The organism is Rhizobium sp. USDA 4016 (genome assembly GCF_056279705.1).
On record NZ_JBWCCY010000002.1, the window covers coordinates 1,722,792 to 1,744,693 of the forward strand.

The 21,902-nt window shown below is 59.6% G+C and carries 23 protein-coding genes and 2 pseudogenes; 7 read left to right on the top strand and 18 right to left on the bottom strand.

Annotated elements, in window-relative coordinates:
• Positions 1-54: 54 nt before the first annotated feature.
• The gene (locus ACZ9DP_RS09315) at positions 55-1,014 is read right to left on the bottom strand and encodes a S1C family serine protease (protein WP_194731359.1); all 960 of its coding nucleotides are present in this window, start codon (positions 1,012-1,014) and stop codon (positions 55-57) included.
• 201 nt (positions 1,015-1,215) lie between these two features.
• Entirely contained in the window at positions 1,216-1,707 is a 492-nt protein-coding gene (locus ACZ9DP_RS09320; RefSeq protein WP_476201358.1) for a cupin, read from the bottom strand.
• A 134-nt stretch (positions 1,708-1,841) separates the two neighbouring features.
• Here ACZ9DP_RS09320 and ACZ9DP_RS09325 point away from each other — a divergent pair, with 134 nt between their 5' ends.
• A complete protein-coding gene (locus ACZ9DP_RS09325; RefSeq protein ID WP_476202246.1) occupies positions 1,842-2,402 on the top strand; it encodes a DJ-1/PfpI/YhbO family deglycase/protease in 561 nt (186 codons plus the stop codon).
• Between the two features lie 48 nt (positions 2,403-2,450).
• Here the strand turns inward: ACZ9DP_RS09325 and ACZ9DP_RS09330 are convergent, their stop codons facing one another.
• The 6 genes from ACZ9DP_RS09330 to ACZ9DP_RS09355 all read right to left on the bottom strand — a co-directional run bounded on the left by ACZ9DP_RS09330 (position 2,451) and on the right by ACZ9DP_RS09355 (position 9,274).
• A complete protein-coding gene (locus tag ACZ9DP_RS09330) occupies positions 2,451-3,494 on the bottom strand; it encodes a DNA topoisomerase IB (RefSeq protein WP_372431499.1) in 1,044 nt (347 codons plus the stop codon).
• A 15-nt stretch (positions 3,495-3,509) separates the two neighbouring features.
• Positions 3,510-5,663, bottom strand: a complete 2,154-nt coding sequence (glgX, locus tag ACZ9DP_RS09335; RefSeq protein ID WP_476201361.1) for a glycogen debranching protein GlgX — start codon at positions 5,661-5,663, stop codon at positions 3,510-3,512.
• 77 nt (positions 5,664-5,740) lie between these two features.
• Positions 5,741-6,535, bottom strand: coding sequence for an SDR family NAD(P)-dependent oxidoreductase (locus ACZ9DP_RS09340; RefSeq protein WP_239600995.1), 795 nt, complete (start codon positions 6,533-6,535; stop codon positions 5,741-5,743).
• 114 nt (positions 6,536-6,649) lie between these two features.
• The gene (pcaF, locus tag ACZ9DP_RS09345) at positions 6,650-7,855 is read right to left on the bottom strand and encodes a 3-oxoadipyl-CoA thiolase (protein WP_476201363.1); all 1,206 of its coding nucleotides are present in this window, start codon (positions 7,853-7,855) and stop codon (positions 6,650-6,652) included.
• Positions 7,856-7,865: 10 nt separating this feature from the next.
• The gene (locus ACZ9DP_RS09350; protein WP_283073771.1) at positions 7,866-8,570 is read right to left on the bottom strand and encodes a CoA transferase subunit B; all 705 of its coding nucleotides are present in this window, start codon (positions 8,568-8,570) and stop codon (positions 7,866-7,868) included.
• Positions 8,567-9,274: a 3-oxoacid CoA-transferase subunit A gene (locus ACZ9DP_RS09355; protein ID WP_476201365.1), complete on the bottom strand. Its 708-nt coding sequence runs from the start codon at positions 9,272-9,274 to the stop codon at positions 8,567-8,569. The genes ACZ9DP_RS09350 and ACZ9DP_RS09355 overlap by 4 nt, the downstream gene beginning before the upstream one ends.
• A gap of 153 nt (positions 9,275-9,427) precedes the next feature.
• Here ACZ9DP_RS09355 and ACZ9DP_RS09360 point away from each other — a divergent pair, with 153 nt between their 5' ends.
• Positions 9,428-10,183, top strand: coding sequence for an IclR family transcriptional regulator (locus tag ACZ9DP_RS09360; protein ID WP_074071617.1), 756 nt, complete (start codon positions 9,428-9,430; stop codon positions 10,181-10,183).
• A 35-nt stretch (positions 10,184-10,218) separates the two neighbouring features.
• On the opposite strand, the gene ACZ9DP_RS09365 is transcribed toward ACZ9DP_RS09360, so the two are convergent.
• Positions 10,219-11,100, bottom strand: a complete 882-nt coding sequence (locus tag ACZ9DP_RS09365; RefSeq protein ID WP_476201366.1) for a helix-turn-helix domain-containing protein — start codon at positions 11,098-11,100, stop codon at positions 10,219-10,221.
• Positions 11,101-11,212: 112 nt separating this feature from the next.
• Between ACZ9DP_RS09365 and pobA the strand changes: the two genes are divergently transcribed.
• Positions 11,213-12,385: a 4-hydroxybenzoate 3-monooxygenase gene (pobA, locus tag ACZ9DP_RS09370; protein ID WP_476201367.1), complete on the top strand. Its 1,173-nt coding sequence runs from the start codon at positions 11,213-11,215 to the stop codon at positions 12,383-12,385.
• Between the two features lie 225 nt (positions 12,386-12,610).
• Here the strand turns inward: pobA and ACZ9DP_RS09375 are convergent, their stop codons facing one another.
• Entirely contained in the window at positions 12,611-12,967 is a 357-nt protein-coding gene (locus ACZ9DP_RS09375) for a Beta-galactosidase C-terminal domain (RefSeq protein WP_476201368.1), read from the bottom strand.
• Positions 12,968-12,996: 29 nt separating this feature from the next.
• On the opposite strand from ACZ9DP_RS09375, the pseudogene ACZ9DP_RS09380 reads away from it, so the two are divergent.
• Positions 12,997-13,487: pseudogene (locus ACZ9DP_RS09380) on the top strand (ROK family protein).
• Here ACZ9DP_RS09380 and ACZ9DP_RS09385 read toward each other — a convergent pair.
• Together ACZ9DP_RS09385 and ACZ9DP_RS09390 are read right to left on the bottom strand one after the other, a co-directional pair.
• Entirely contained in the window at positions 13,473-13,739 is a 267-nt protein-coding gene (locus tag ACZ9DP_RS09385) for a YjiS-like domain-containing protein (protein WP_372418788.1), read from the bottom strand. The pseudogene ACZ9DP_RS09380 and the gene ACZ9DP_RS09385 sit on opposite strands and share 15 nt — an antisense overlap.
• A 184-nt stretch (positions 13,740-13,923) precedes the next feature.
• On the bottom strand, positions 13,924-15,000 hold the full coding sequence (locus tag ACZ9DP_RS09390) for a class I SAM-dependent methyltransferase (protein ID WP_476201370.1): 1,077 nt from the start codon (positions 14,998-15,000) through the stop codon (positions 13,924-13,926).
• 179 nt (positions 15,001-15,179) lie between these two features.
• Between ACZ9DP_RS09390 and ACZ9DP_RS09395 the strand changes: the two genes are divergently transcribed.
• Positions 15,180-16,229, top strand: coding sequence for a GlxA family transcriptional regulator (locus tag ACZ9DP_RS09395; protein WP_476201371.1), 1,050 nt, complete (start codon positions 15,180-15,182; stop codon positions 16,227-16,229).
• A 227-nt stretch (positions 16,230-16,456) separates the two neighbouring features.
• Positions 16,457-16,815, top strand: a pseudogene (locus ACZ9DP_RS09400) (YciI family protein); the annotation flags it as partial.
• 147 nt (positions 16,816-16,962) lie between these two features.
• Here the strand turns inward: ACZ9DP_RS09400 and ACZ9DP_RS09405 are convergent.
• Together ACZ9DP_RS09405 and ACZ9DP_RS09410 are read right to left on the bottom strand one after the other, a co-directional pair.
• Positions 16,963-17,217 (bottom strand): YMGG-like glycine zipper-containing protein, encoded by a 255-nt coding sequence (locus ACZ9DP_RS09405; protein ID WP_194731372.1) that lies wholly within the window; start codon positions 17,215-17,217, stop codon positions 16,963-16,965.
• Between the two features lie 26 nt (positions 17,218-17,243).
• The gene (locus tag ACZ9DP_RS09410; RefSeq protein WP_476201373.1) at positions 17,244-17,558 is read right to left on the bottom strand and encodes a hypothetical protein; all 315 of its coding nucleotides are present in this window, start codon (positions 17,556-17,558) and stop codon (positions 17,244-17,246) included.
• Between the two features lie 236 nt (positions 17,559-17,794).
• On the opposite strand from ACZ9DP_RS09410, the gene ACZ9DP_RS09415 reads away from it, so the two are divergent.
• Complete coding sequence (locus ACZ9DP_RS09415; protein WP_167377989.1) at positions 17,795-17,965, top strand: hypothetical protein; 171 nt, start codon at positions 17,795-17,797, stop codon at positions 17,963-17,965.
• Between the two features lie 324 nt (positions 17,966-18,289).
• On the opposite strand, the gene ACZ9DP_RS09420 is transcribed toward ACZ9DP_RS09415, so the two are convergent.
• The 4 genes from ACZ9DP_RS09420 to ACZ9DP_RS09435 all read right to left on the bottom strand — a co-directional run bounded on the left by ACZ9DP_RS09420 (position 18,290) and on the right by ACZ9DP_RS09435 (position 21,895).
• Positions 18,290-18,829 (bottom strand): DUF2380 domain-containing protein, encoded by a 540-nt coding sequence (locus ACZ9DP_RS09420; protein ID WP_476201375.1) that lies wholly within the window; start codon positions 18,827-18,829, stop codon positions 18,290-18,292.
• Positions 18,830-19,061: 232 nt separating this feature from the next.
• The gene (locus ACZ9DP_RS09425) at positions 19,062-20,111 is read right to left on the bottom strand and encodes an ABC transporter ATP-binding protein (protein WP_476201376.1); all 1,050 of its coding nucleotides are present in this window, start codon (positions 20,109-20,111) and stop codon (positions 19,062-19,064) included.
• 19 nt (positions 20,112-20,130) lie between these two features.
• Positions 20,131-20,973 carry a carbohydrate ABC transporter permease gene (locus tag ACZ9DP_RS09430; RefSeq protein WP_476201377.1) on the bottom strand — a complete coding sequence of 281 codons (843 nt, stop codon included), beginning with the start codon at positions 20,971-20,973 and terminating at the stop codon, positions 20,131-20,133.
• Entirely contained in the window at positions 20,963-21,895 is a 933-nt protein-coding gene (locus ACZ9DP_RS09435) for a carbohydrate ABC transporter permease (RefSeq protein ID WP_476201378.1), read from the bottom strand. Before ACZ9DP_RS09435 ends, ACZ9DP_RS09430 begins: the two co-directional genes overlap by 11 nt.
• Positions 21,896-21,902: the final 7 nt, after the last annotated feature.

Here is a 21,902-nt window from a genome sequence, read left to right on the forward strand (position 1 = left end):
CTAGCGATTGCGGGCGGCATTGATACCAATGACAGGACTCACAGCTTTGGGGCGCTATGAATGCCTGCGCTGCGGCCTGACCGTACGGTTTTCTATCCGGCCTGCCACCGAGAAGATCAGGAAATCGCTGTCCGTGTCGATCCTTTCTCCGTCCATCAATCTCACGACGTCGTCGATGCCCGAAACCGGATGGCGGTCGATTGACAGGAGATAGTCGCCCTCCTGCAGCCCCGCCTTCTCGGCTGGGCTGCCCGGCTCGACGCGGCGAAGTCGGACAGCCGTCTTTTGCACGATACCCGCTTCCAAAGCTATCCTTCGATGGAGCTCGACGGTGTCCGCAGCAATGCCGACATAGGCTCTACGAACGTGACCGAAGCGCAGAAGCTCGGAGACCACATGCTTTGCCGTATTGGACGCAACCGCGAACGCGATGCTTTGCGCGCCTTGGATGACCGCGGTGTTAACGCCGATCACCTCACCCGCAGACGACACCAGTGGGCCGCCGGAATTGCCTGGGTTGAGCGCCGCATCGGTCTGGATGATGTCCTCCATCAAACGACCACTGGCCGCGCGCATCGACCGACCCAATGCGGATACTATTCCTGCCGTGACCGTCCATTCAAAGCCCAGAGGATTACCGATTGCTATGGCGATATGTCCGCGCTTAAGGCTTTTTGAGTCTCCCAGTTTCGCCCAAACACCCGTCCAGTCGTTCGCGCGGATCAAAGCGAGGTCGGTGTCAGCATCGCGTCCTAGCACCCTGCCATCGACGACCGCTCCTTCCGGCGTGGTGATCCGGATATTCTTGGCGTCATCCACGACATGATTGTTGGTGACGACAAGGCCATCCGGCGAGATTGCAAAGCCCGATCCATGACCGGCACGCCCACCGGCTCTTTCGATCCGACTGACCGCAGGGCCGACAAGATCGACCGATGAAGACACTGCTAAAGAATAGGCATCCAGCAATCCGGTGTCCGAAGACGGCTGGATGTCGCGATCAATGAAGCCCATTGAAAAACTGCTCGGACGCAGGACGCGTCACGTTGATGACCGGCAGCGTCTACAAAAGAGCAAGAAGCTGTCAGTTACAGGTTAATCGCAACTCAAATGATGCTCGCGGCCATGTTAATCAAGCCACTGACCAGCCCCACACATTCCGTCCTCCCTCTGCCTCCAATTCAATCTCGGCGAGCGGCCAAAAGTTCCGGCATTTCAGCGCCACAGCGCAATAAGCCCGCCGCTTCTGCCGGTAACGGGATCGGTGATTGGCGCGGCGAGGTCTTCAATCCGTTTCTTTTGTTCCGGCGTTGGCTCGTCACGGCAGAGGTCATAATCGGCTCCAGCCGGATAGGCACCGACCACCAGGAAATCGCTGCTTGCCGAAAGCCGGCAATGGCCGGTTCCAGCAGGCAATACCGCTGCATCGCCGGCATGGATCTCGACCGTGAGGCCCGTTGGCCCGCCGAGCATCAACGTCGCAGAACCGATGGCAAAACCCAGCGCCTCATGGGTTTTCGAATGATAATGATGGAACGGATAGACGCCATTCCGCCACATATTGCCCCAGCCGTTTCGTCCGAACAGCGCTTCAAAGCCGGCTGCCCGGTCGTCACCCTTCAGCACGCCACGATAAAGCAGCAGCGGAAATGTCGGATTGTTCGGAATGACATTGCCAGGCTCAAGCCGGATTGCTTCGGGTTCCATATGTGCGCCTTTCCTCCACTGAACGATAATCGCCATTGCCTCCAGGGGTTCCCGAAAATCTGGGGAACCAACCGCGCTTCGGGTAGTTGTGCATATGCATCTCGAATTCAACAGGAGAAGGAAAGGACATGTCCATGCCTTCCATCAGTTCTGCAAAAATTCTTGTTCTTGCAACTGACGGTTACGAGCGCTCCGAACTGCGGGTACCGCATGAGGAGCTGAAAAGGCGTGGCGCCACCGTCAAGATTGCCTCTATCAGGGAGGGCAGCATCAAGAGCTGGAGCAAAGGCGACTGGGGTGATAGCATCGGTGTCGACCTTCTGGCAAAGGAGGTAAAGGTTGCCGATTTCGATGCCCTCGTCCTGCCTGGAGGCCAGATTAATCCCGACAAGCTGCGCGCCGACGAGAATGCAATGCGCGTCGTCCGCGAATTCGTGAAATCCGGTAAGGTCGTCGCCGCCATATGCCATGCACCGTGGCTGCTTATCGAAGCCGATGCGTTGCGAGGCCGGCACGCAACCTCCTACGGGTCGATCAAGACCGACGTGAAGAACGCCGGCGCCACCTGGAAAGATGAAAAGGTCGTGACCGACCAAGGCATCATCACCTCTCGTTCGCCGGACGATCTGGACGCATTCGTTGCAAAGATCGTCGAAAAGATCGAGGAAGGCCGCCACGAGAAGCGAGCCGCTTGATAGGACCTCCTGTTCGCTGAGCCCGCGCACCCCTGCGCGGGCTCTTTTTTATGAGGCTTTGCGGACAGGCGTCTCCGCCGACTGCCGATCGCGAGACAGGAAATCGAGCAGTCGGTTCTCCGCCGCCCGTAGCCCCCACAACGGCTTAGCGGCAGGCAGAATCCCCTCGCCTCCAGAATAGTCCTTGTCGGCCAGCGCAATGATGGAAGGGTGAATGTAACTTGAGCGCGAGATGGCCGCCGTGTTGTGCAACACGGCGGCTGAAGCCTCCGCCATGTCCTTCACGGTCGGCCGTTTGCCCCTTTCGAGCGCATTGCGCGCAACGGCGAAGGCGGCGAGCGAGCCTGCCCACGTCCGAAAGGTCTTCGCGGTGATCGCAATACCTGAAATTTCCGCCAGATAGCTATTCAGACGCCCGGATTCGATCGGTTTCAGCGTGCCCGTCTCGTCCTTCCAGATAAAGAGCTGGCGACCGGGGAGGTCGGCGATTTCTTCCAGCATCTTTTGCAATCTGGGATGCCTGAGGCTGCGCCCGACACGCTTTCCGCCCTTGGAACGAAATTTCAGTTCGATCCGGCCCTCCACCAGCGTGATGTGCCGCTTCAACAGCGTCGTTGCGCCATAAGTGCCGTTTTCCTTAAGGTAGGCTTGGCTGCCGACGCGGAGATGTGCCTCATCGAGCAATGTCGTCAACGCCGCGAGGACACCGCGGACATTTTCCGCACCGACCTCAAGATCGCGCTGCACCTGCCGCCGTATCCTTGGCAAGGCGTGGCCAAAGGCAATCAGCTGATCGAATTTTGCGATGCTGCGGAAGGACTGCCAATCCTTGTGATAGCGATATTGCTTTCGGCCCCGTGCATCAAATCCGGTCGCCTGCAAATGGCCGTTTTCCTTCAGACATATCCAGACGTTTTCGTATGCGGGAGGCAACCCGAGTGCGGCGATACGGTGCTTCTGCTGCGGCTCGCAGACCAACGAGCCGTCCGGTAGCCGGTAACAGAAGCCTCGGCCCTTTCTCTGCCTGCGAATACCGGGTTCGGTGTCGCTCACATAAACCAGGCCAATGTCACTTAGGGCTTCAGCACTCATCGCTTTGTTCGATTGCTAACTGTTCCGGCGGCCGAAGCGAAACCAGCGTTGACGTTCAGTCTTTGTGGCATTCTTCGGTGGCACCGAGGCACCCTTCGGCGCAAAGACGGCAATGCTTTCGCGGTAGACCATCACCGGGTTTTCCGGATCGAATACCGTGAAGGGATCGTCGGCACCAGTGTCGACCACCCGCTGCCACGTCTTGATGCCGTTCACTCCCGGAAGCGTGACTTCGCAATCACCGCCAGCATTGAATACCATGAAGAGACCATCCATCTTTTCCGCATCCGATGCGAGGACACTCCGTGACACGTAAACGCTCAGCACCCGCAATTCGTTGTCGTTCCAGGCACCATCGTCCATGAAGTCGCCATCCGGTTTGTACCAGGCGATTTCGATCCGTCCGTCCTCTGCGGTTTCACCTGTCAGGAAGCGCTCCTGCCGAAGCTCCGGCTGCGCCTTACGGAAAGCAATCATCTTCTGACAGAAGGTCAGAAATGGATCGTCAAGCCCGCTCCAGTCGATCCAACCGATTTCGTTGTCCTGGCAATAGGCATTGTTGTTGCCGCCCTGGCTGTTGCCGACCTCATCACCTGCAAGGATCATCGGCACGCCCTGGCTGAGCAGCAGCGTTGCCATCATGTTGCGCCGCCGCCTGCGGCGCGCGTCATTGATATCGGCGTCGCCGGTCGCGCCCTCCACTCCCATATTGTCCGAATGATTGTCGGAATGGCCGTCCCGGTTGTCCTCGCCGTTCGCCTCATTATGCTTGCCGTTGAAGGAGACCGTATCCATCAGCGTGAAGCCGTCATGAGCCGAAAGCAGATTGATGGACGATGTCGAGCCACGGTCCGAATGGTTGAACTGCAGCGCCGAGCCGGTAACGCGCTCTGCCATCTCCGACACCTGGCCACCGTCGCCTTTCCAGAAACGTCGAACGTCATCGCGGAATTTGTCGTTCCATTCGCGAAAGGGGTGGGGAAATCCGCCGACCTGATAGCCGCCTTCGCCGACATCCCAAGGCTCGGCAATCAGCTTCACGCCGGCAAGCATCGGATCTTGCCGAATCGCGCTGAAGAAGATGCCCTGCCGGTCGAATTCCATATCCTGCCGGCCGAGCGTGCTCGCCAGATCGAAGCGGAAACCGTCGATGTGCATGGCGCCAACCCAATAGCGCAAGCTGTCGAGCACCATGCGCATCACCATGGGATTGGCAACGTTCAGTGTGTTGCCGGTACCTGTCGTATCGAAGGTGTGGCGGGGATCGTCAGGTGAAAGGATGTAGTAGCTTGCATTGTCGAGGCCGCGAAAGGAAAGCGTCGGACCTCTCTCGCTGCCTTCGGCCGTGTGGTTATAGACCACATCCATGATCACCTCGATGCCGGAGGCATGAAACTTTCTCACCATCGTCTTGAACTCGGTGATCTTGTCGCTCGACATGTAGCGCGACTGCGGCGCGAAGAAACCGAGCGTCTGGTAGCCCCAGTAGTTGGTGAGATCCTTCTCTTCCAGATACCGGTCGTTCGGAAAAAACTGGATCGGCAGCAATTCGACGGCCGAGACACCGAGTTTCGTCAGATGATCGATGATCGGGTCGCTGCACATGCCAAGAAAGGTACCGCGCAATCTGTCCGGTACCTTCGGATGCGTCATCGTCATACCGCGTACATGCGTTTCATAGATGACCGTTTCCGTCCACGGGCGCCGGATTGCCTCATCGCCGTCCCAGTCGAAATCGGGATCCTGCACCACGCCCTTCACCATGAAGGGTGCGCTGTCGCGCTCGTCGAAGGAGAGATCGTCCTTGCCGATCGTATAGCCGTAGAGCGCATCGTCCCATGTTAGATCGCCAACCACCTGCTTGGCGTAGGGATCGAGTAGAAGCTTGTTGGGATTGAAACGGTGGCCGCTTTTTGGATCATAGGGTCCGCTTGCGCGATAGCCATAGACGGTGCCCGGCTTCAGACCGGCGATATAGCCCGACCAGATATCGCCCTCGCGCTTGGGCAACGGCATGCGTGCCATTTCCTTTTCGCCGTCGTCGGAAAAGAGACAAAGGTCGATCTGCTCGGCGTGAGCGGAATAGACAGCAAAATGAGTCCCGGTCCCGGTATATTCGGCGCCCAGTTCCGGCTTCATGAAATCGAGTTCGGAAAAAGAAAAACTCATGATCACTCCGCTTGGTGGATCGCCGAGCGGGAAACGTTACCGCAGTGCGAAAGTTCCCTGCGCCGGCGCCAAGGGCGCTACGGCATGAGCTGGCCGCCATTCACCTCGATGATCTGGCCGGTGATGTATCCTGACAGCGTCGGCGAAGCGAGGAACAGATAAGCACCGACGCAGTCTTCCGATGTACCGACGAAGCCCATCGGAATGGTTTTGCGCTGCATCTCCATCTGTTCGACGTTGGTATAGCGTTCGTGGAACGGCGTTGCGATGACGCCCGGTGCGACGGCGTTGACACGGATGCGGTCGCCGACGAACTCCTTGGCATGGCCCCGCGTGATCGTCGAGACGAAGCCTTTGGAGGCTGCATAAAGAATCGCACCGTTGCCGCCGCCATTTCGTGCAGCGATCGAGGTGGTATTGATGATAAACCCGCCCTGCTTCTTCAGCCAGGGATGCGCGGCGCGCGTTGCGGCAAGAACAGAACGGGCATTCAGATCCATTACCTTGGCATAATGCTCGTCGGTATATTCCGCGGTCGGCTTGCGGCCAAGCATGCCGCCAGCATTGTTGATGAGGCCATCGAGATGTCCGAAGGTCTTAGCGGTCTCCTCTACAACGCGTTCCGTCTCGCCTTCCTTTGAAACGTCGCCCTGCACCAGATGCACAATGGTACCAGTCGCTCTGATCTCCTCGGCAAGCTTTTCGGCCGGCTCGCGGCTTGCATTATAGTGGATGCCAACCTTCATGCCCTGCGCCGCGAACGCCCGGGCAAGAGCTGCACCGATGCCGGTCGATGCACCGGTGATCAGAACCGCTTTGCCGTTCAGGTCAGGTATTTTTATGGACGCTAGTGATTGAGCAAGATTAGCCATGGCAGCAGCAGCCTCCCGAAAAGATGAAATAGATAGTGAAATGGATTTGACGAGCGTCTTAGCAGGCGAAATTGCGGATGGACAACGCGCGAAAGCGAGAACCGCTGTGCGCCGTCAAACTCTTTCGAGAGCTATCGCAATCCCTTGGCCGACGCCGATGCACATCGTCGAGAGCGAATAGCGCCCGCCCGATTCGATGAGCTCCAGTGCAGCCGTTCCGGTAATGCGCGCGCCCGACATGCCAAGCGGATGGCCGAGCGCGATGGCGCCCCCATTGCGGTTGACGCGGGGATCGTCATCGACAATCCCAAGTTCGCGCAGCACGGCCAGCCCCTGCGAAGCAAAGGCTTCGTTCAGCTCGATGACATCGAACTGATCCTCGGTCATGCCGAGCCGCGCCATCAGCTTGCGCGATGCCGGAACCGGTCCGATCCCCATGACGCGCGGCGGCACGGCGGCGGCAGCACCGCCCAGGATACGCGCGATCGGCCTCAGGCCATGCTTCCTCGCCGCTGCTTCGGAGGCCAAGACCAATGCCGCGGCGCCGTCGTTGACGCCAGACGCATTACCGGCCGTGACCGTGCCGCCTTCTCTCTTGAACGGCGTACCAAGCTTTCTTAGGGCTTCCATCGTCGTTGCGCGCGGATGCTCGTCCTTCTCGATTACCACGGGAGCGCCCTTGCGCTGTGGGATCACGACTGGCGTGATCTCCTTCGCCAGCCGGCCGTTTGCCTGAGCGGCGGCGGCCTTAGCCTGCGAACGCAGTGCGAAGGTATCCTGATCCTCGCGGCTGACCTTGTAATCCTCGGCGACGTTCTCGCCCGTTTCCGGCATGGAATCGACGCCATACTGATTCTTCATTAGCGGGTTGATAAAACGCCAGCCGATCGTCGTGTCGTAGATTTCGGCATTGCGCGAAAAGGCCGTGTCCGCCTTCGGCATCACGAATGGTGCGCGCGACATGCTCTCCACGCCGCCTGCAATCACCAGTTCCGCCTCGCCGGCGCGAATGGCGCGCGCAGCGGCGATGACCGCATCCATGCCCGAGCCGCAGAGCCGGTTGATCGTCGTCCCCGGGACTGCAATCGGCAGGCCCGCAAGCAGCAGCGACATCCGCGCCACGTTACGATTGTCCTCGCCGGCCTGGTTCGCGCAGCCGAAAACGACGTCGTCGGCGGCCTCCCAGTCGATCGATGGGTTGCGCTGCATCATTGCTTTGAGAGGCACCGCCCCGAGATCGTCCGCGCGCACCGATGACAGAGAGCCGCCGAAGCGGCCGATCGGCGTGCGGATATAGTCGCAGATATAGGCGTCGCTCATGGTCTCTTCCTCAAAGTTCCGGAACGACAAGGTCGGCAACCGGCTCCTCGACATGGAGCGGCGCACCGGTCATGGCCTGCAGTTCCTCAATCGAGATCGCCGCCAGCTTCTCACGCAGCACGAAATGTCCCTTCACAATGTCGACGATGGCGTGGCTCGTATAAACGCGCGTGATGCAGCCGACGCCGGTCAGCGGGAAAGTGCATCTGGCGACGAGCTTCGGCTCGCCGTTCTTGGTGACGTGTTCTGTAATGACAAAGACCTGCTTGGCACCATGGACGAGATCCATCGCGCCGCCGACGGCCGGCACGCCCTTGCTGCCGACGCGCCAGTTGGCCAGATCGCCGCTCTGGGCAACCTGATAGGCACCGAGGATGGCGACGTCGAGATGACCGCCGCGCACCATGGCAAAACTGTCGGCGTGGTGGAAGAAGGACGCACCAGGCTTCAGCGTCACCGGCCTCTTGCCGGCATTGATCAGATCCCAGTCCTCTTCGCCGACAGGTGGCGCTTCACCGAAGTTCAAGATACCGTTCTCGGTATGGAAGATCGCCTGCCGACCGGGCGGCTGGTAGCGGGCCACCATTTCGGGAAAGCCGATGCCGAGGTTCACATAGGCGCCGTCGGCAATATCTTGAGCGGCACGCCAGGCGATCTGAGCATTGGAAAGCTTGATGTCTTCGCGCGTTGTCGCGGGTCGGGTATCGACGGTCATAGGCAAGCCACTCCGGCTCGAACGAGCTCTTCTTCCTGCTGCGGATTGGATATCTCGACGAGACGGTCGACGAAGATGCCAGGTGTGACGACATGTTCGGGATCGATCCGGCCCGCAGGCACGATCTTCGAGACCTGTGCGATCGTCTTTGCAGCCGCCATGCACATCAGCGGGTTAAAGTTCCGGCCGGCTTTGTTGTAGGTGAGATTGCCGTGCAAGTCGCCGATATGCGCCTTCACGATCGCAAAATCGGCCTTCAACCAGCGCTCCTGGACATAGTGCCTGCCATCGAATTCGGCGACTATCTTGCCTTCGGCAAGCTCGGTGCCGTAGGCCGTCGGCGTGTAGAAAGCCGGGATGCCGGCACCGGCCGCACGGATGCGTTCGGCAAGCGTCCCCTGCGGCACGAGTTCCAGCTCGATCTCCCCGGCAAGATATCTTTGCGTGAAGGCACGCGGATCCGAGGAACGCGGGAAGGAGCAGATCATTTTCCGCACCATGCCGGCGTCGATCATCGCGGCGATGCCGATGCGGCCGTTGCCGGCATTGTTGTTGATGACGGTCAGGTTCTTCGGTCCCTTGTCGATGAGAGCGTGGATAAGCTCGATCGGTGCCCCTGAGCCGCCGAAACCACCGATCATGATGCTGGCGCCGTCACTGATTTCGCAGACAGCTTCCGCCGCGCTCCTGATTGTCTTGTCCATGCGGGATCTCTCCTTGCCGAATAGGCGGGACACGCTCCTCCCATGCCCGTGATCACGAATAGTGCGAGACGAAATCGGCGGCAAGATACTTTGTGCGCTATTTGACTTTTGTTCGTATATCGCACAGAGTTAAAATTCTGATTGGAGGTCAAAATGCGGGAAACGGATTTCGTCAGCGGCTTTGCCCGCGGCTTGAAAGTCATCGAAGCCTTCGGTGAGACGCACCAGCGTCTGTCGATCACAGAAGCTTCCAAGCTCGCCGGCCTTGACCGGGCCACCGTCCGCCGCTCGCTTCTGACGCTCGCAGAGCTCGGCTATGCGGATTACGACGGAAAGTTCTTCACATTGACGCCGAAGATCCTGCGCCTCGGCCATGCCTATCTCTCGGCAACACCCTTGCCCCTGCAGATCCAACCGCATCTCGACCAATTGTCCGAAAAGGCCGGGCAGAGCGCCTCGGCCTCGGTTCTCGATGGCAGCGAGATCGTCTATATCGCCCGCGCCTCGCAACGCCGCGTCATGTCGATCAATCTGACGCCTGGCAGCCGTCTGCCTGCCTATTGCGCCTCGATGGGCCGTGTGCTGCTCGCAGCACTGCCGGAAAGCGAAGCGCGTGCGATTCTTGGCCGGACGGAATTGAAGCAGAACACGCCGAACACCAAAACCGACCCGGAAGACCTGATTGCCGAATTCCGCCGCATCCGCTCAAAAGGCTATGCCATCATCGATCAAGAGCTTGAAATCGGCCTTTGCTCCATCGCCGTTCCGGTCGAAAACGATCGAGGTCAGACGGTTGCGGCAATCAACATCGGAGCGCCGGCAGCCCACGCCCCTGCATCGGAAATGGCCGGGCGCTATCTGCCTCTTTTGCAGGAGACGCAAAGGGCCTTGCGGCTGGTTTTGCGATAGCGGGCGAAAGCCCTTCCCCGCAAGCCGAAGCGAAGTCATACCCCGAGCCTCGTCCGCTCGGCCATACGCCATCTGCGCGGCGTCTCGCCCGTCCGTTTCAGAAAGAAGCGCGAGAAGTAGGCCGGATCGGCAAAGCCCAACCGGTAGCCGATCTCCTGGACGCTGCCGAAGGTGAAGACCAGTTCGCGTTTTGCCTCATCCGTCAGCTTGCGGGCGATGAGTTCGTGCATGCTATGTCCCGTTGAAGCCTTGACGATGCGGTTCAGATGCGTCGGCGAGATGCCGAGCGCGCGAGCGTAGAAGGCGGCCGGCTTATGTCCCCTTAGATGCTGCTGCATCAGGCCGCTTAGAACCTCCATGCGTCGGCAATTCTCATCGGCCATCTCACGCTCGACACCTTCGCAAATCCGCGCCGTCAGTTGCAGCGCGGAAGTCAGATAGGCATCCAGCAGATCGTTCCGGCCGCTCCGCCGCCCCGAAAATTCTTCTCCCAACCGCGTCAGCGTCTGCGCCACGTAAGCAGCATCCTCGTTTTGCATATCGAGCTCCGTCAGGTGCGGTTTCGCCAGCCACTCCCCGAACCAGCTGCGATCGCCAGGTGTGGCCTTCAGATGCGAGGCGAGCACCGTGATAACAAAGCCATCGATATCTTTCGAAAAGCGGAAGCCGTGCCTCAGGCCGGGCGGTACGGTGATCACCGAGCGCGGATGGATTGCATGCCGCTCCTGGCCGAAGATCGCATCGCCCGATCCGGAATCGATGTACAAGATCTGAAGGAAGTTTTCATGCCGATGCAGCCGGATTTCCCAGTGATGAAGGCTGCTGCGCGATGGAATTGTCTCGCAATGCACCCAGAAATCCGGCTTTTTGCCGGCACTCACGCCATAGAGCTCATAGGTCGGAACGAATTTCGTCATCGCACGCACGTCCATTGATGTTCAATTTGTGCAATTTCTCGGATGAAAAGTCCATTGCCGGGGCTGTCGCCTGAGAGGAGAATTTGACGAAAGACAAGCGCGGGGAGGAAGCATGCGCACACAGGTTGCGATTATCGGCTCCGGGCCATCCGGACTTCTGCTCGGCCAGCTCTTGACGGAGGCCGGTATTGAAAACGTCATTCTGGATCGGGTCGGCAAGGACTACATTCTCGGACGCGTTCGTGCCGGGGTCTTGGAGGAAGGCACGGTTAACCTTATGGATCAGGCAAAGGCCGGCGCCCGAATGCATGCCGAAGGCCTGCCGCATGACGGCTTCTCGCTTGCCTTCGACGGTCGCGATCACCGCATCGATCTCTTTGGGCTTACCGGAGGCAAGCGCGTCATGGTCTATGGCCAGACGGAACTCACACGCGACCTGATGGACCATCGCGAAAAGAGCGGCACCTTGACGATCTACGACGCGGCTGACGTCCAGCCGCACGAATTCAACGGCCGGCTCCCCTGCGTCACCTATAATAAGGACCGCACCACGCATCGTATCGATTGCGATTTCATCGCCGGCTGTGACGGCTTTCATGGTGCAAGCCGCAAAGCCGTGCCGGAAAGTTCGCTCCGCGCCTTCGAGAAGGTCTACCCCTTCGGCTGGCTCGGCATCTTGGCTGACGTGCCGCCGGTCAGCCACGAGTTGATCTATGCCAACCATCCCCGCGGCTTCGCGCTCTGTTCGATGCGCTCGCAGACCCGCAGCCGCTATTACATCCAGTGCCCGCTCGATGAAAAAATCGAGAACTGGGGCGACGACCGTTTCTGGGCGGAACTCCGCCGCCGCCTTCCAACTCACCACGCAGACGCAGTGATCACCGCACCGTCGTTCGAAAAGTCGATCGCACCGCTTCGATCCTTCGTCTCCGAGCCGATGCGTTTCGGCCGGCTGTTCCTGGTCGGGGATGCCGCCCATATCGTCCCGCCAACGGGCGCCAAGGGCCTCAACCTCGCCGCCAGCGACGTACACTACCTTTTTGGCGGCCTTATCGAGCACTATCAGGATCGCTCGGATGCCGGTATCGATGCTTATTCCGAACGCGCGCTCTCCCGCGTCTGGAAAGCCGTCCGCTTCTCCTGGTCGATGACGAGGATGATGCACCGGTTCCCCGATACGAGCGACTTCGACCAGAAGATCCAGGAAGCCGAACTCGACTATTTGACGCATTCCCAGGCAGCCGCGACAGCGCTTGCGGAAAACTATGTTGGGCTTCCCTACTAGCCGAAGCGTTCCGCTTCCAAGCGGTCCCGCTGAAAGGATCTCATCGGCCTGCTTGAGACGCTAGACGGCGGCCTCAGCTTCGGCTTGCCCACGCTAAGAGGCATTTCGTCGAAAGGAATGCGAACCGGCCACCCCGCAATTGCGTAGCCTTTAAAACAGGCAAGTCGCCGCGAAGGTGAAGAATTGCCAATGCGATTTTCCATTTCTTCAAACGAGAACGCATCCTCAGAACCGAATGACCACACTTTCATGCGGCCCAAGTGAAAGGCAACCGTTCACCTCCTTACCTGTGAGCAAGTCGACGCCGGTTGGCAGTGACGAGACCTCGACTCTGCCTTCATCCGTATTGAGCACGAACAGCAGTTTCCTGTCGGCAGCTTCACGGACGGTCACTTCCACATTCGCGGGAAGGTCGGCGATCAGCGGCGCGATACCGGTGTGTGCGAAGAGCTCGTCAGCCAGGCCTTCGACCAAGGCCTCCGTAAGATACGTGCCTATGTAGACAGCACGACCCCTGCCCACTTTGCGGTTCGTAATGGCTGCCCGCCCGCTGGCAAAGCGGCTGCTCCACTGCCCAAGCACCTCGACGTCCGGGTATCGGCTGTTCGCTCGTGATCAAGGGCGAGATCTATCACGGAAGCCACAGTGCCGCCGGCAAGCTTGGCCACACGACCTCCGTTCCGAATGGCCGATTGTGTGAATGCGGCCGGCGGGGATGCCTGATGGCGCATGCAGCCGAGCCCTACATGCTGGACGAATGGCAGAGCCGGTCCGGCTCTTCGATAAGCCGCGATGAGTTTGCCAGGTCCGTCGAAATCAAGAAGACCTCGCACTTTCGATTTTGTCGGACTGTGGTTCGAGGATCGGACGACATCTGGCCGACATGGTCAATCTGTTCGATCCGGAGATCATCGTCGTGGGCGGAGAAGCCGTGCAATTCGGTGATGCGCTACTCGACCCGATCCGCAAAACAATGGAGGAATTCGCGTTCTTCACCAAGCCGGAACTCGTCGCAGATTGGGTTCCGAGTTCCTGGGCAAGGGGCGCTGCCGCACTCGCGACGCAGAACATTTTCGACTTCGAACGCTCACCAAGTGGTTGATGGGCTGAGGAGGCCCCGGGATTTGGCGGGATCGCACGTTGAGCAGGGTCGCTGATCCGCGGGTGCCAGGTGGCCAAAATCAATTTCCAAGCGGGTAACTCCTATGTCTTTCAGCAGGTGATCATTTAGAGCCGAAAGCGCACAGCTGGTGGCTGGCGGTTCCTCCCTGCCGCCAAATGTTCCAATGACGGCCCGCAATATTTTGAGCATCCACTCCACCGTTCGGAGCGGCCGTTTTGTGGCTGACGTCATTTGCAATGCTCTCCAATTTGGCGGCTGCAATTTGCGAACTCTGCAGAGGTGGACGGCGTGAGGCTACGCAATCACCGGTTCCCTTTTTGCCTTGGGCCGGCAAGTGGTCTCCGCCGGATGTTTTCACGGAAGAGGCACTGCCGTCCTAATGCAGGCCACTCCTGCTGAGTGTACGATCGCCGGATTAGAGCCGCGCTTCGAGGATCAGGTTGAACGGCGTTTCCATAGCGCGGCGGAAACGGGTGAAGCCCGCCTTGCGGAAGACTCCTGCCAGGCGGGCTTCGCCGGCCTGCGCACCAAGTACCATACGGCCGCCATCTGCAATTGCGTGGGCGCAGCAGATCGTCGTGGAAGCCGCATAATACATTCTGGCAACCGGCGAGATATTGTCTTCCACCCGATCGTTGGCGAAGGGTTCCACGAGTACGACCGTACCATCTGGTGCAATCGCCTTAGCGGCATGTGCGGCCGCGGCAACGGGATCTCCCATATCGTGCAGGCAATCGAAGAAGCAGATCAGGTCGTAGCCGGTTCCTGGATAGTTGTCGGCCGGAGCTGCCGCGAAGGTTGCCTGCTCCGAAACGCCTGTCATGGTGGCAACCTTCTGGGCTTCGATCAGGGAGCCCTGATGAGTGTCGAAGCCACAAAATCTCGAAGCCGGAAATGCCTTGGCCATGAGGGCGGTGGAATGTCCGTGTCCGCAGCCGATATCGGCCACAAATGCCCCGGCCTTGAGCTTTTCGACGACTCCATCGAGAGCCGGCAGCCATTCGGCGACCAAGCTTGCCTTGTACGCATTGCGGTAGAAGGCGGCAACTCCGCAATAGAGACGTCCGTCATGGTCGCCCCACGGTACGCCGTTGCCAGTGCGGAAGGCCTCTACCGCCTTGTCCTCGTCCGCCCACATTGAAGCAGGGACTGCCCAGGCGTTAGGAATGAAGACAGGGCTATCCTCGTCGGCAAGGACAAGCGCTTGCTCCGGCGTGAGCTCATATGTACCGCTGATCGCGTGGTAAGCGACATAGCCGCCAGCGACCTGCGAATTGAGCCATTCGCGAACGTAGCGTTCGGCGCATCCGGCGCGGCGGGCAAGCTCGTGCGATGTAAGCGGGCCTGCTTCGGCCATTGTCTTATAAAGGCCGAGCCGGTTTCCAAGACTCACCATCACGCCGCCATAGCCGGCCGAAAGATCTCCGACCACGCGCGAAAGAAGCGTATCTAGCTTTGCAGAATCGATCGTGCTGATTTGGACATGTCCCATTTCAATTCCCCTGTTCAAGAGCCTTCGGAAGCGGAGGGCGGGGAGAGCATCGCAGTTTTAGGGAGTGCCCGGCAGAGCGGAACTGTCCAGAAACGGGCCGATCGTGCCACATCACCGGGGCGTGGCGCGGTTGCCCCATCCGCGTTATCGTGTCGTCCTTGCGTCAAAGGAAATCTAACATGCTGCAAAACGCTGAGCAGACGGGTCCGGAGCCGCTCCATGTCAGCCTCATCGCTATTCCCGAGGCCGTGGTGTCGACGCTGAGTGGCATCTTCGACGTGATGAACGCCTTTGTTATTATGCCTCCGCTAGGCGACGCACAGCGCCGCGCGCCACCGTTCCAGGTCGAGATTGTTGGGCTCGAATCCGGGCCGCTGTCGCTTGCCAGTCGCGTCCCCGTCATGGTCCAACGCAGCATTGCCGCACTTGATACGACCGACATCATTGTCGTCCCCTCCATCCTGCTTGGCCCTGAGGGGTGGCGAAAAGGTCGACACCCGGAACTAGTAGAATGGCTGCGAGCCATGCACCGGCGCGGTGCGCTTCTATGCTCGGCTTGCTCCGGTGTTTTCCTGCTCGCCGAAACAGGGCTCTTCGATGGCGCAGAGGCGACGGTACATTTCGGTTACGCCAACGCCTTCGCGGCAACTTTTCCGCAGGTCCATATCCACCCTGAGCGGGTTCTGGTCGTCTCGGGCGAGCGCGAAGAACTGGTAAGTTCAGGAGCCTCCATGACCTGGCATGATTTGGTCCTCTACCTGATTGCTAGACATGCGGGAGCGACCGCCGCACAGGCAGTTGCGCGCTGCTTTGCCCTCCAATGGCATCAGGACGGACTTACGCCCTACATGGTATTCGAGGGGCGCAACGATCATGGAGACGTCGCTGTCCAGGCGGCTCAGGAATGGGTGGCCACGCATTTCCCCGTGGCGAGCCCGCTTGAGGAAATGATCCGCCGCTCCGGACTTGCCGAGCGCACCTTCAAACGCCGTTTCACAGCCGCGACCGGATTGAGCCCGATCGCCTACGTGCAGCGCCTAAGGATCGAGGACGCGAAACGCCGTTTGGAGCGGACCGAGGCATCGGTCGACGAGATCGGCTGGCAGGTCGGTTACGAGGAACCGGCTTTTTTCCGCCGTCTCTTCAAGCGAGTCACCGGCTTGACGCCAGGGGGCTATCGACGGCGTTTCAGAATTCCTGAGTATGCACAGACCCGTGTAAGGGATTAAGGTGCTCGACTAGGCCGTTCGGCACGTTACAACAATTGTCTCCGGCAAATTCCGTACTCATCGCTCAGGCTGTCGGAATTCCCAGCCGGAGATATCGGTAACACGTTTCGATCTTCGCGGCAGGTGTCGATGCCGTTGTGCCGGTAGCTCTAAGCTCAAGCAAGACCGGTTACAGACCTTCAGGAAAATGACGGGCGCACAGGACATTCCATGCTTTACGCCATCCTATCACGAAGAAAGTGGTCGAATCCTGGACCAAAGAGGAGGATGCGGCGCTGATGAGCGAACTGCTCCAGGTCAATGATCGCCTCGTCGAGGAGAAGCATTTGGGACCGGCTGCGCGGCTTGGCCCGACGGGGGCGCGCCGTGACCTTGCGGGGGGGACGGGTGCCGGCATGATCTCCGACGGCCCTTTGCTGAAACCAAGGAGCAATTGCTCGGCTTCTACGTCGTGGATTATCCAACGCTTGAGGCAGCCGTCGCCGCAGCGCGCGACCTGCGCCGCGCCAATCCCTCCGCGGTCTATGAAATCCGGCCGATCTCGCTTTATCTCCCTGGTGCGCCACTGGCATCGCGGGACGAGGGTTGGGTGGGCGTGCGCGCCGCAGCATTTTTCCCCACGCTGCGACGCCTGGCGCGACACGTTCCTGGGCAAAGGCCGCAAAGACATTAAATGGGCCGCCATCTGCCAAAGAGCCAGCTCTATCTGTTGGGTGGATGCGATTCCGCCGTATTAGCAGCGCGCCTCGTAGGTCCGTCCATAGCGATCTCGATACACGCAGTAGCCGCGACGTTCGGTCGAGCGGCCAATCAGGGCGCCGGCGACGCCGCCGGCGACGGCTCCGACCGCAGCACCTTCCCAGCTATTGCTGACGGCCCCGCCGATAACTGCTCCGGTGCCGGCCCCAATGGCCGTTCCCTTCTCCGTCGCTGTGCAAGATGCCAGGGCACCAACGAAGGCACTCGCAATGACAATTTTTCTCATCATTTTGAACGCCTCCTTATCTGCCGATACTACTGCTGCGCGGGAGAGGCCGGCGGCGTAGCCGGTGCCGGCGTCGCGTTGTTATCAGCTGGTGCCATCGGCTTTGCCGGACCAGGGGTTGGCTCAGAATTCGTCGTGGATGCCGTGGGCTGCGGATCCGTATCCGGAGCACCGCTCCACAGTGTGTAGGCAACCGCAATCACGGCGATTGCTGCAATGGCGGCGGCCAAGCCCACCCATGCGCTGGATCGGGTGTGCTCCACCGGTGTCGTGCGGAGGTCCAGATCGGGGTTCGGGGTCGTTGTGCGATTAGGATCGTTCGGATTGTTAGGGTCGTACGTCATCTTCATTCTCCGCTTTCTGATGAATAAGGGAAGCGTTGGATGGCTTTTTTGTTCCGCTAGCGCGCCGGCCCGATCTCCTGTGTCGGACTTCGGTCCCAGATCGATCGGACTTTGGCCCCATGAAAGACCAAGTCCAAAGTCCTTCTGAATTTCAGACTGTGGTCCCGGATCGGGAACGTCATTCACTGCCCGGCATTGGGGTGGCGTGCCGGAAGAACGGTCAAAGGAGGTTTGCAATGAAGGACGATGGATCCACCCGTGGCAAAAGTGGCTGGAGCGTGGCGGCCGTCGTCATTGTCATCGCCCTTGCCGCCTTGCTCCACGTCTATGGTCAACTCCTGTCGGGCGACAGCGAGCAATTGACGAGGAGTCTTCGTGAAGCCGCGGCCACCGCCGATGGAGGCTAACGGGATCAGAAGTACACGAGTTGACCCGCGGGGGCTGTTCAATCTCATCCATCCTTCGGTCGACTTTTCGATTGGTTGGCGACGAAGTGCGACAGCTCATTCTAGTCGTTGCAGCTCAAGACGGGTGTTGCTATGAACGATCTAGTGTTCATTCAATCATAGTTCGGGACCAATGTCTGAGGCCCCGTCGGCATGAAAGAGGCCGCCGCACGCGCTGAGCGAACGCAGCACCGAGATGCAGGTGATGATCGAGGGACAGTTAAACGCCTAGACTCGGCACCTCAGATCCTAACGACGGTCCGATCCGCGGTCGCAACAACTGCCTTACGGAATGCAGTTCTTTTCAATGTCATTTGCCACAAATCTTGCAGCACGGTTCCAGGCTTCGCCTGTGTCGCCTCGATACGTTATAAACCGGTCGCAGGTGGGCTTGTTGGTGTGGATGTCCAACAGGACATACTTCGCCCAGCCCACCAAGGTGCTCATCTTGTGAATCTCGCCTATTAGCAAGTAATTCGCGCCAGCCGTTTTCGCCTCTTTCGAAAGCTCCGCGATCCCCGGTTCGCGCGCCGTGCACCGCCCATTCTGGCAAGCCAACGAAGTGATGCTGATCTTGCTACGTTTCGAGAGACTGTCGCGTAGGGTTGAGACAAACGCCGTCAACCGAGCATCGTGGTCGCCGAGCTGGTGACCAGCTTCGCCGGACGTGTCCTTAAAGTCAAAATTGGCAACGGCTACCGTTAACGGTTCAATCGTGTCGGCAACGGCGACTGATGCAAGGGCGCTGGCACCCGCCAACGCTGTGGCGGCCCACCAACCTGGGAAGCAACATCTCCTTGCAACGTTAAAGCTCGCTTTTACCACGTGCTCCTCCCAACTTAAAATTGACGCCAAGCCAGGGGCAGCGTCCTATGTTGCCTCACGCGAGATGAACGCCGCTGCCATGCCAACGCGTTCAGTAACCGGAAGTCTGGTGCAAGGATCGGCCACGATAGCCGCCCGTGACCAGCGCCACCATCCTCGATCTAGCCATTGCGCTACGACGGCGTCTCCTCGTAAGCAATCGCCTTCCGGGTAAGTCGGCTTGGACGAAACCTCAGTTCAGTCGCTGGCCGCCACTTGCGAAGAGGTGGATATTGGCGAGTTCCGGACGGACGCGGATCGTCGCGCGGGTTGAGAGCGATACGCGCTCTCGAAAGACGCCTTTGACCTGCGTTTCACCGAGCTTCATCGTTACCTGTGTCTCCGAACCCATCGGCTCGACGAGCGCGACCTCCGCCGGCACGCCGTTATCGTCGAGAGCAAAATGCTCGGGCCGGATGCCGTAAACCGCCTTGCGGTCACTGAACTCGTGGGCGGCTTGCGGAAGCGGCAGCAGTATGCCGGGTGCGGCGAAACCCGTCGAGGTGATCGTGCCGGATAGGAAATTCATGGCCGGCGAGCCGATAAAACCTGCCACGAACTGGTTGGCGGGCCGGTCGTAAAGATCGAGCGGGGCGCCGATCTGCTCCACCCTCCCGCTATTCAGCACGACGATCTTGTCGGCCATGGTCATGGCCTCCACCTGGTCATGGGTGACATAGATGGTCGTGGTCTTGAGCTTCTGGTGCAGGCTCTTGATCTCGCCGCGCATGACGACCCGGAGCTTCGCATCAAGGTTCGACAGCGGTTCGTCGAACAAGAAGACCTGTGGGTTTCGGACAATCGCCCGGCCCATGGCGACGCGCTGGCGCTGGCCGCCGGAAAGCTGGCGCGGATAGCGATCGAGCAGATGCGACAGGCCGAGAATGTCCGCCGCCCACTTCACCCGCTCCGCGATCTCGGCCTTGCCTGTGCCGCGATGTTCCAGCGAAAAGCCCATATTGGTCGCGACGGTCATATGCGGATAAAGTGCATAGTTCTGGAAGACCATGGCGATGTCGCGATCCTTCGGGTCGAGGTCGTTGACCACACGCCCGCCGATTTTGATTTCTCCGCCGGTGATCGTTTCCAGCCCGGCGATCATGCGCAGAAGCGTGGACTTGCCGCAGCCGGATGGACCGACCAGCACGACGAATTCGCCGTCGCTTATGCCGAGATCGACACCGTGGATGATGTCGACGGCGCCATAACTCTTGCGGACACGGGAAAGGGTAACTTCAGCCATCAATCAGGTTTCCGGTTCTTCAGCCCTTGAGGCCGGTATGCGCGAGCCCTTCGACGAATTGCTTCTGCGCGATGATGAAGACGATGAGAACGGGTAGCGCCGTCAGCGTCGCGGCGGCGAGCTGGATGTTCCACATCGGACCGCCATAGGCGTCGGTATATTGGGTCAGCGCCTGAGGCAGGGTGAATTTTTCCGCGCTCGACAGGAACACGATCGGTTCGAGGAACAGGTTCCACGAATGGAGGAAAGTGAAGATCGCCACTGAGGCGAGCGCCGGTTTCGCCAGCGGCAGGGCGATTTTCCGAAAGATCTTGAAGCGGCCGAGGCCGTCGACGCGTGCCGCCTCTTCCAGCTCCGCCGGCAGCGTCACGAAGAACTGCCGCATGACGAACGTGGCAAAGACGCTCGGCGCCCCGAAGATCGGCACAAGGACCAGCGGCCAGTGGGTATTCACCATGCCGGCTTTCAGGAACATCTGGAAAAGCGGCACGATCGTCACCTCGGACGGGATAAGCAACCCGAGCAGCACGATCATGAAGATCGTGTTAGCGAAAGGAAATTTAATGCGCGCAAAGGCATAACCAGCCATGGAGGAGACGATCATCGTGCCGACCGTCACCACCGCGGCAATATAGGCCGAGTTCCAGTATTGCTGCACGAAAGGCTGCAGCTCGAAAACCTTGCGGTAGGTCGTCCAGTCATACCTTGCCGGAACGAGTTGCGGCGGAAAGGCGAAGATGTCGCTGATCGGTTTCACCGAAGACGTCACCATCCACCAGGTCGGAAAGACGAAGGGGATGAGCAGCACGCACATCAACCCGTAGAGAAAAATCTTCATGCGCGGGGAGAACTCAGCTTTCATAGAAGACGATCCTCTTGCGCATCTGCCACTGGGCGAAGGTCAGCACGGCGACGATCGCGAAGAGCAGGATCGACAGCGTCGAGCCATAGCCGAAGAAATGGAACTGGAAGGCCTGCTGGTAGAGGTAATAGACGAGCACCGTCGTCGAAAGCCCTGGGCCGCCTTGGGTCAGCACCGCGATCTGCGCGAAAACCTGCAGCGATCCGACGATGGTGATGATCGAGGTCAAGAGCATCGTCGGGCTGATCAGCGGCAGGGTGATGCGGCGGAACTGCTTGAAGCGCGGCGCGCCGTCGATCCGCGCAGCCTCGTAGAGCTCGTTCGGCACGCCCTGCAGCGCCGCCAGGAACAGGATCATGTTGAGGCCGACATTCTTGAAGACCTGCACGACGATGACGGAGATCATCGCGGTCGTTTCCTCGCGAAGCCAGTTCGGCCCTTCGATGCCGAAGACCTGCAGTACGCCGTTGATGCCGCCATTCTTCTGAAGCAGGAACCCCCAGACAATTGTCCAGGCAACCAGCGAGACGACGACCGGCGAAAAGAACAGCGTGCGGAAGATGGCGATGCCTGCGAGCTTCTGGTTGAGGAGAACCGCAAGCAGGAGCGCCAGGGAGAGGTTGAAAACGACGAGCCCGGCGGAAAAGATCGCGGTCGCCCCCAGGACTTCCAGGAGGTTCGTATCCTCGCTCAGCATCCAGTAGTTCTGTGCGCCCGTATAGGTGAAGGTATTGGCAAGCACGTTCCACTCGTGCAGCGAATACCAGAAGACGAGCCCAAGCGGGATCAGCACGAAGACGACGATGCCGATCAGCTGCGGGGCGATGAAGAGGAAACCAGCGAGACTGTCGCGCCGCGCAACCGTCCAGAACGGCGATGAGGAGCGGTCTTCCGCAATTGCGCGATCTTGCGCGACAGCCATCTTACAC

Bases quoted from the DNA above. Each gene is read 5' to 3' on its own strand.
- ACZ9DP_RS09365 (WP_476201366.1), bottom strand. From the start codon at position 11,100: ATGACGAAATTCGTTCCGACCTATGAGCTCTATGGCGTGAGTGCCGGC.
- ACZ9DP_RS09395 (WP_476201371.1), top strand. From the start codon at position 15,180: ATGCTGCAAAACGCTGAGCAGACGGGTCCGGAGCCGCTCCATGTCAGC.
- ACZ9DP_RS09435 (WP_476201378.1), bottom strand. From the start codon at position 21,895: ATGGCTGTCGCGCAAGATCGCGCAATTGCGGAAGACCGCTCCTCATCG.
- ACZ9DP_RS09390 (WP_476201370.1), bottom strand. From the start codon at position 15,000: ATGGGACATGTCCAAATCAGCACGATCGATTCTGCAAAGCTAGATACG.
- ACZ9DP_RS09385 (WP_372418788.1), bottom strand. From the start codon at position 13,739: ATGACGTCAGCCACAAAACGGCCGCTCCGAACGGTGGAGTGGATGCTC.
- pcaF (WP_476201363.1), bottom strand. From the start codon at position 7,855: ATGAGCGACGCCTATATCTGCGACTATATCCGCACGCCGATCGGCCGC.
- ACZ9DP_RS09355 (WP_476201365.1), bottom strand. From the start codon at position 9,274: ATGGACAAGACAATCAGGAGCGCGGCGGAAGCTGTCTGCGAAATCAGT.
- ACZ9DP_RS09340 (WP_239600995.1), bottom strand. From the start codon at position 6,535: ATGGCTAATCTTGCTCAATCACTAGCGTCCATAAAAATACCTGACCTG.
- ACZ9DP_RS09415 (WP_167377989.1), top strand. From the start codon at position 17,795: ATGAAGGACGATGGATCCACCCGTGGCAAAAGTGGCTGGAGCGTGGCG.
- ACZ9DP_RS09410 (WP_476201373.1), bottom strand. From the start codon at position 17,558: ATGACGTACGACCCTAACAATCCGAACGATCCTAATCGCACAACGACC.
- ACZ9DP_RS09350 (WP_283073771.1), bottom strand. From the start codon at position 8,570: ATGACCGTCGATACCCGACCCGCGACAACGCGCGAAGACATCAAGCTT.
- ACZ9DP_RS09425 (WP_476201376.1), bottom strand. From the start codon at position 20,111: ATGGCTGAAGTTACCCTTTCCCGTGTCCGCAAGAGTTATGGCGCCGTC.
- ACZ9DP_RS09405 (WP_194731372.1), bottom strand. From the start codon at position 17,217: ATGATGAGAAAAATTGTCATTGCGAGTGCCTTCGTTGGTGCCCTGGCA.
- ACZ9DP_RS09430 (WP_476201377.1), bottom strand. From the start codon at position 20,973: ATGAAAGCTGAGTTCTCCCCGCGCATGAAGATTTTTCTCTACGGGTTG.
- ACZ9DP_RS09325 (WP_476202246.1), top strand. From the start codon at position 1,842: ATGCCTTCCATCAGTTCTGCAAAAATTCTTGTTCTTGCAACTGACGGT.
- pobA (WP_476201367.1), top strand. From the start codon at position 11,213: ATGCGCACACAGGTTGCGATTATCGGCTCCGGGCCATCCGGACTTCTG.
- ACZ9DP_RS09320 (WP_476201358.1), bottom strand. From the start codon at position 1,707: ATGGAACCCGAAGCAATCCGGCTTGAGCCTGGCAATGTCATTCCGAAC.
- ACZ9DP_RS09315 (WP_194731359.1), bottom strand. From the start codon at position 1,014: ATGGGCTTCATTGATCGCGACATCCAGCCGTCTTCGGACACCGGATTG.
- glgX (WP_476201361.1), bottom strand. From the start codon at position 5,663: ATGAGTTTTTCTTTTTCCGAACTCGATTTCATGAAGCCGGAACTGGGC.
- ACZ9DP_RS09360 (WP_074071617.1), top strand. From the start codon at position 9,428: ATGCGGGAAACGGATTTCGTCAGCGGCTTTGCCCGCGGCTTGAAAGTC.
- ACZ9DP_RS09330 (WP_372431499.1), bottom strand. From the start codon at position 3,494: ATGAGTGCTGAAGCCCTAAGTGACATTGGCCTGGTTTATGTGAGCGAC.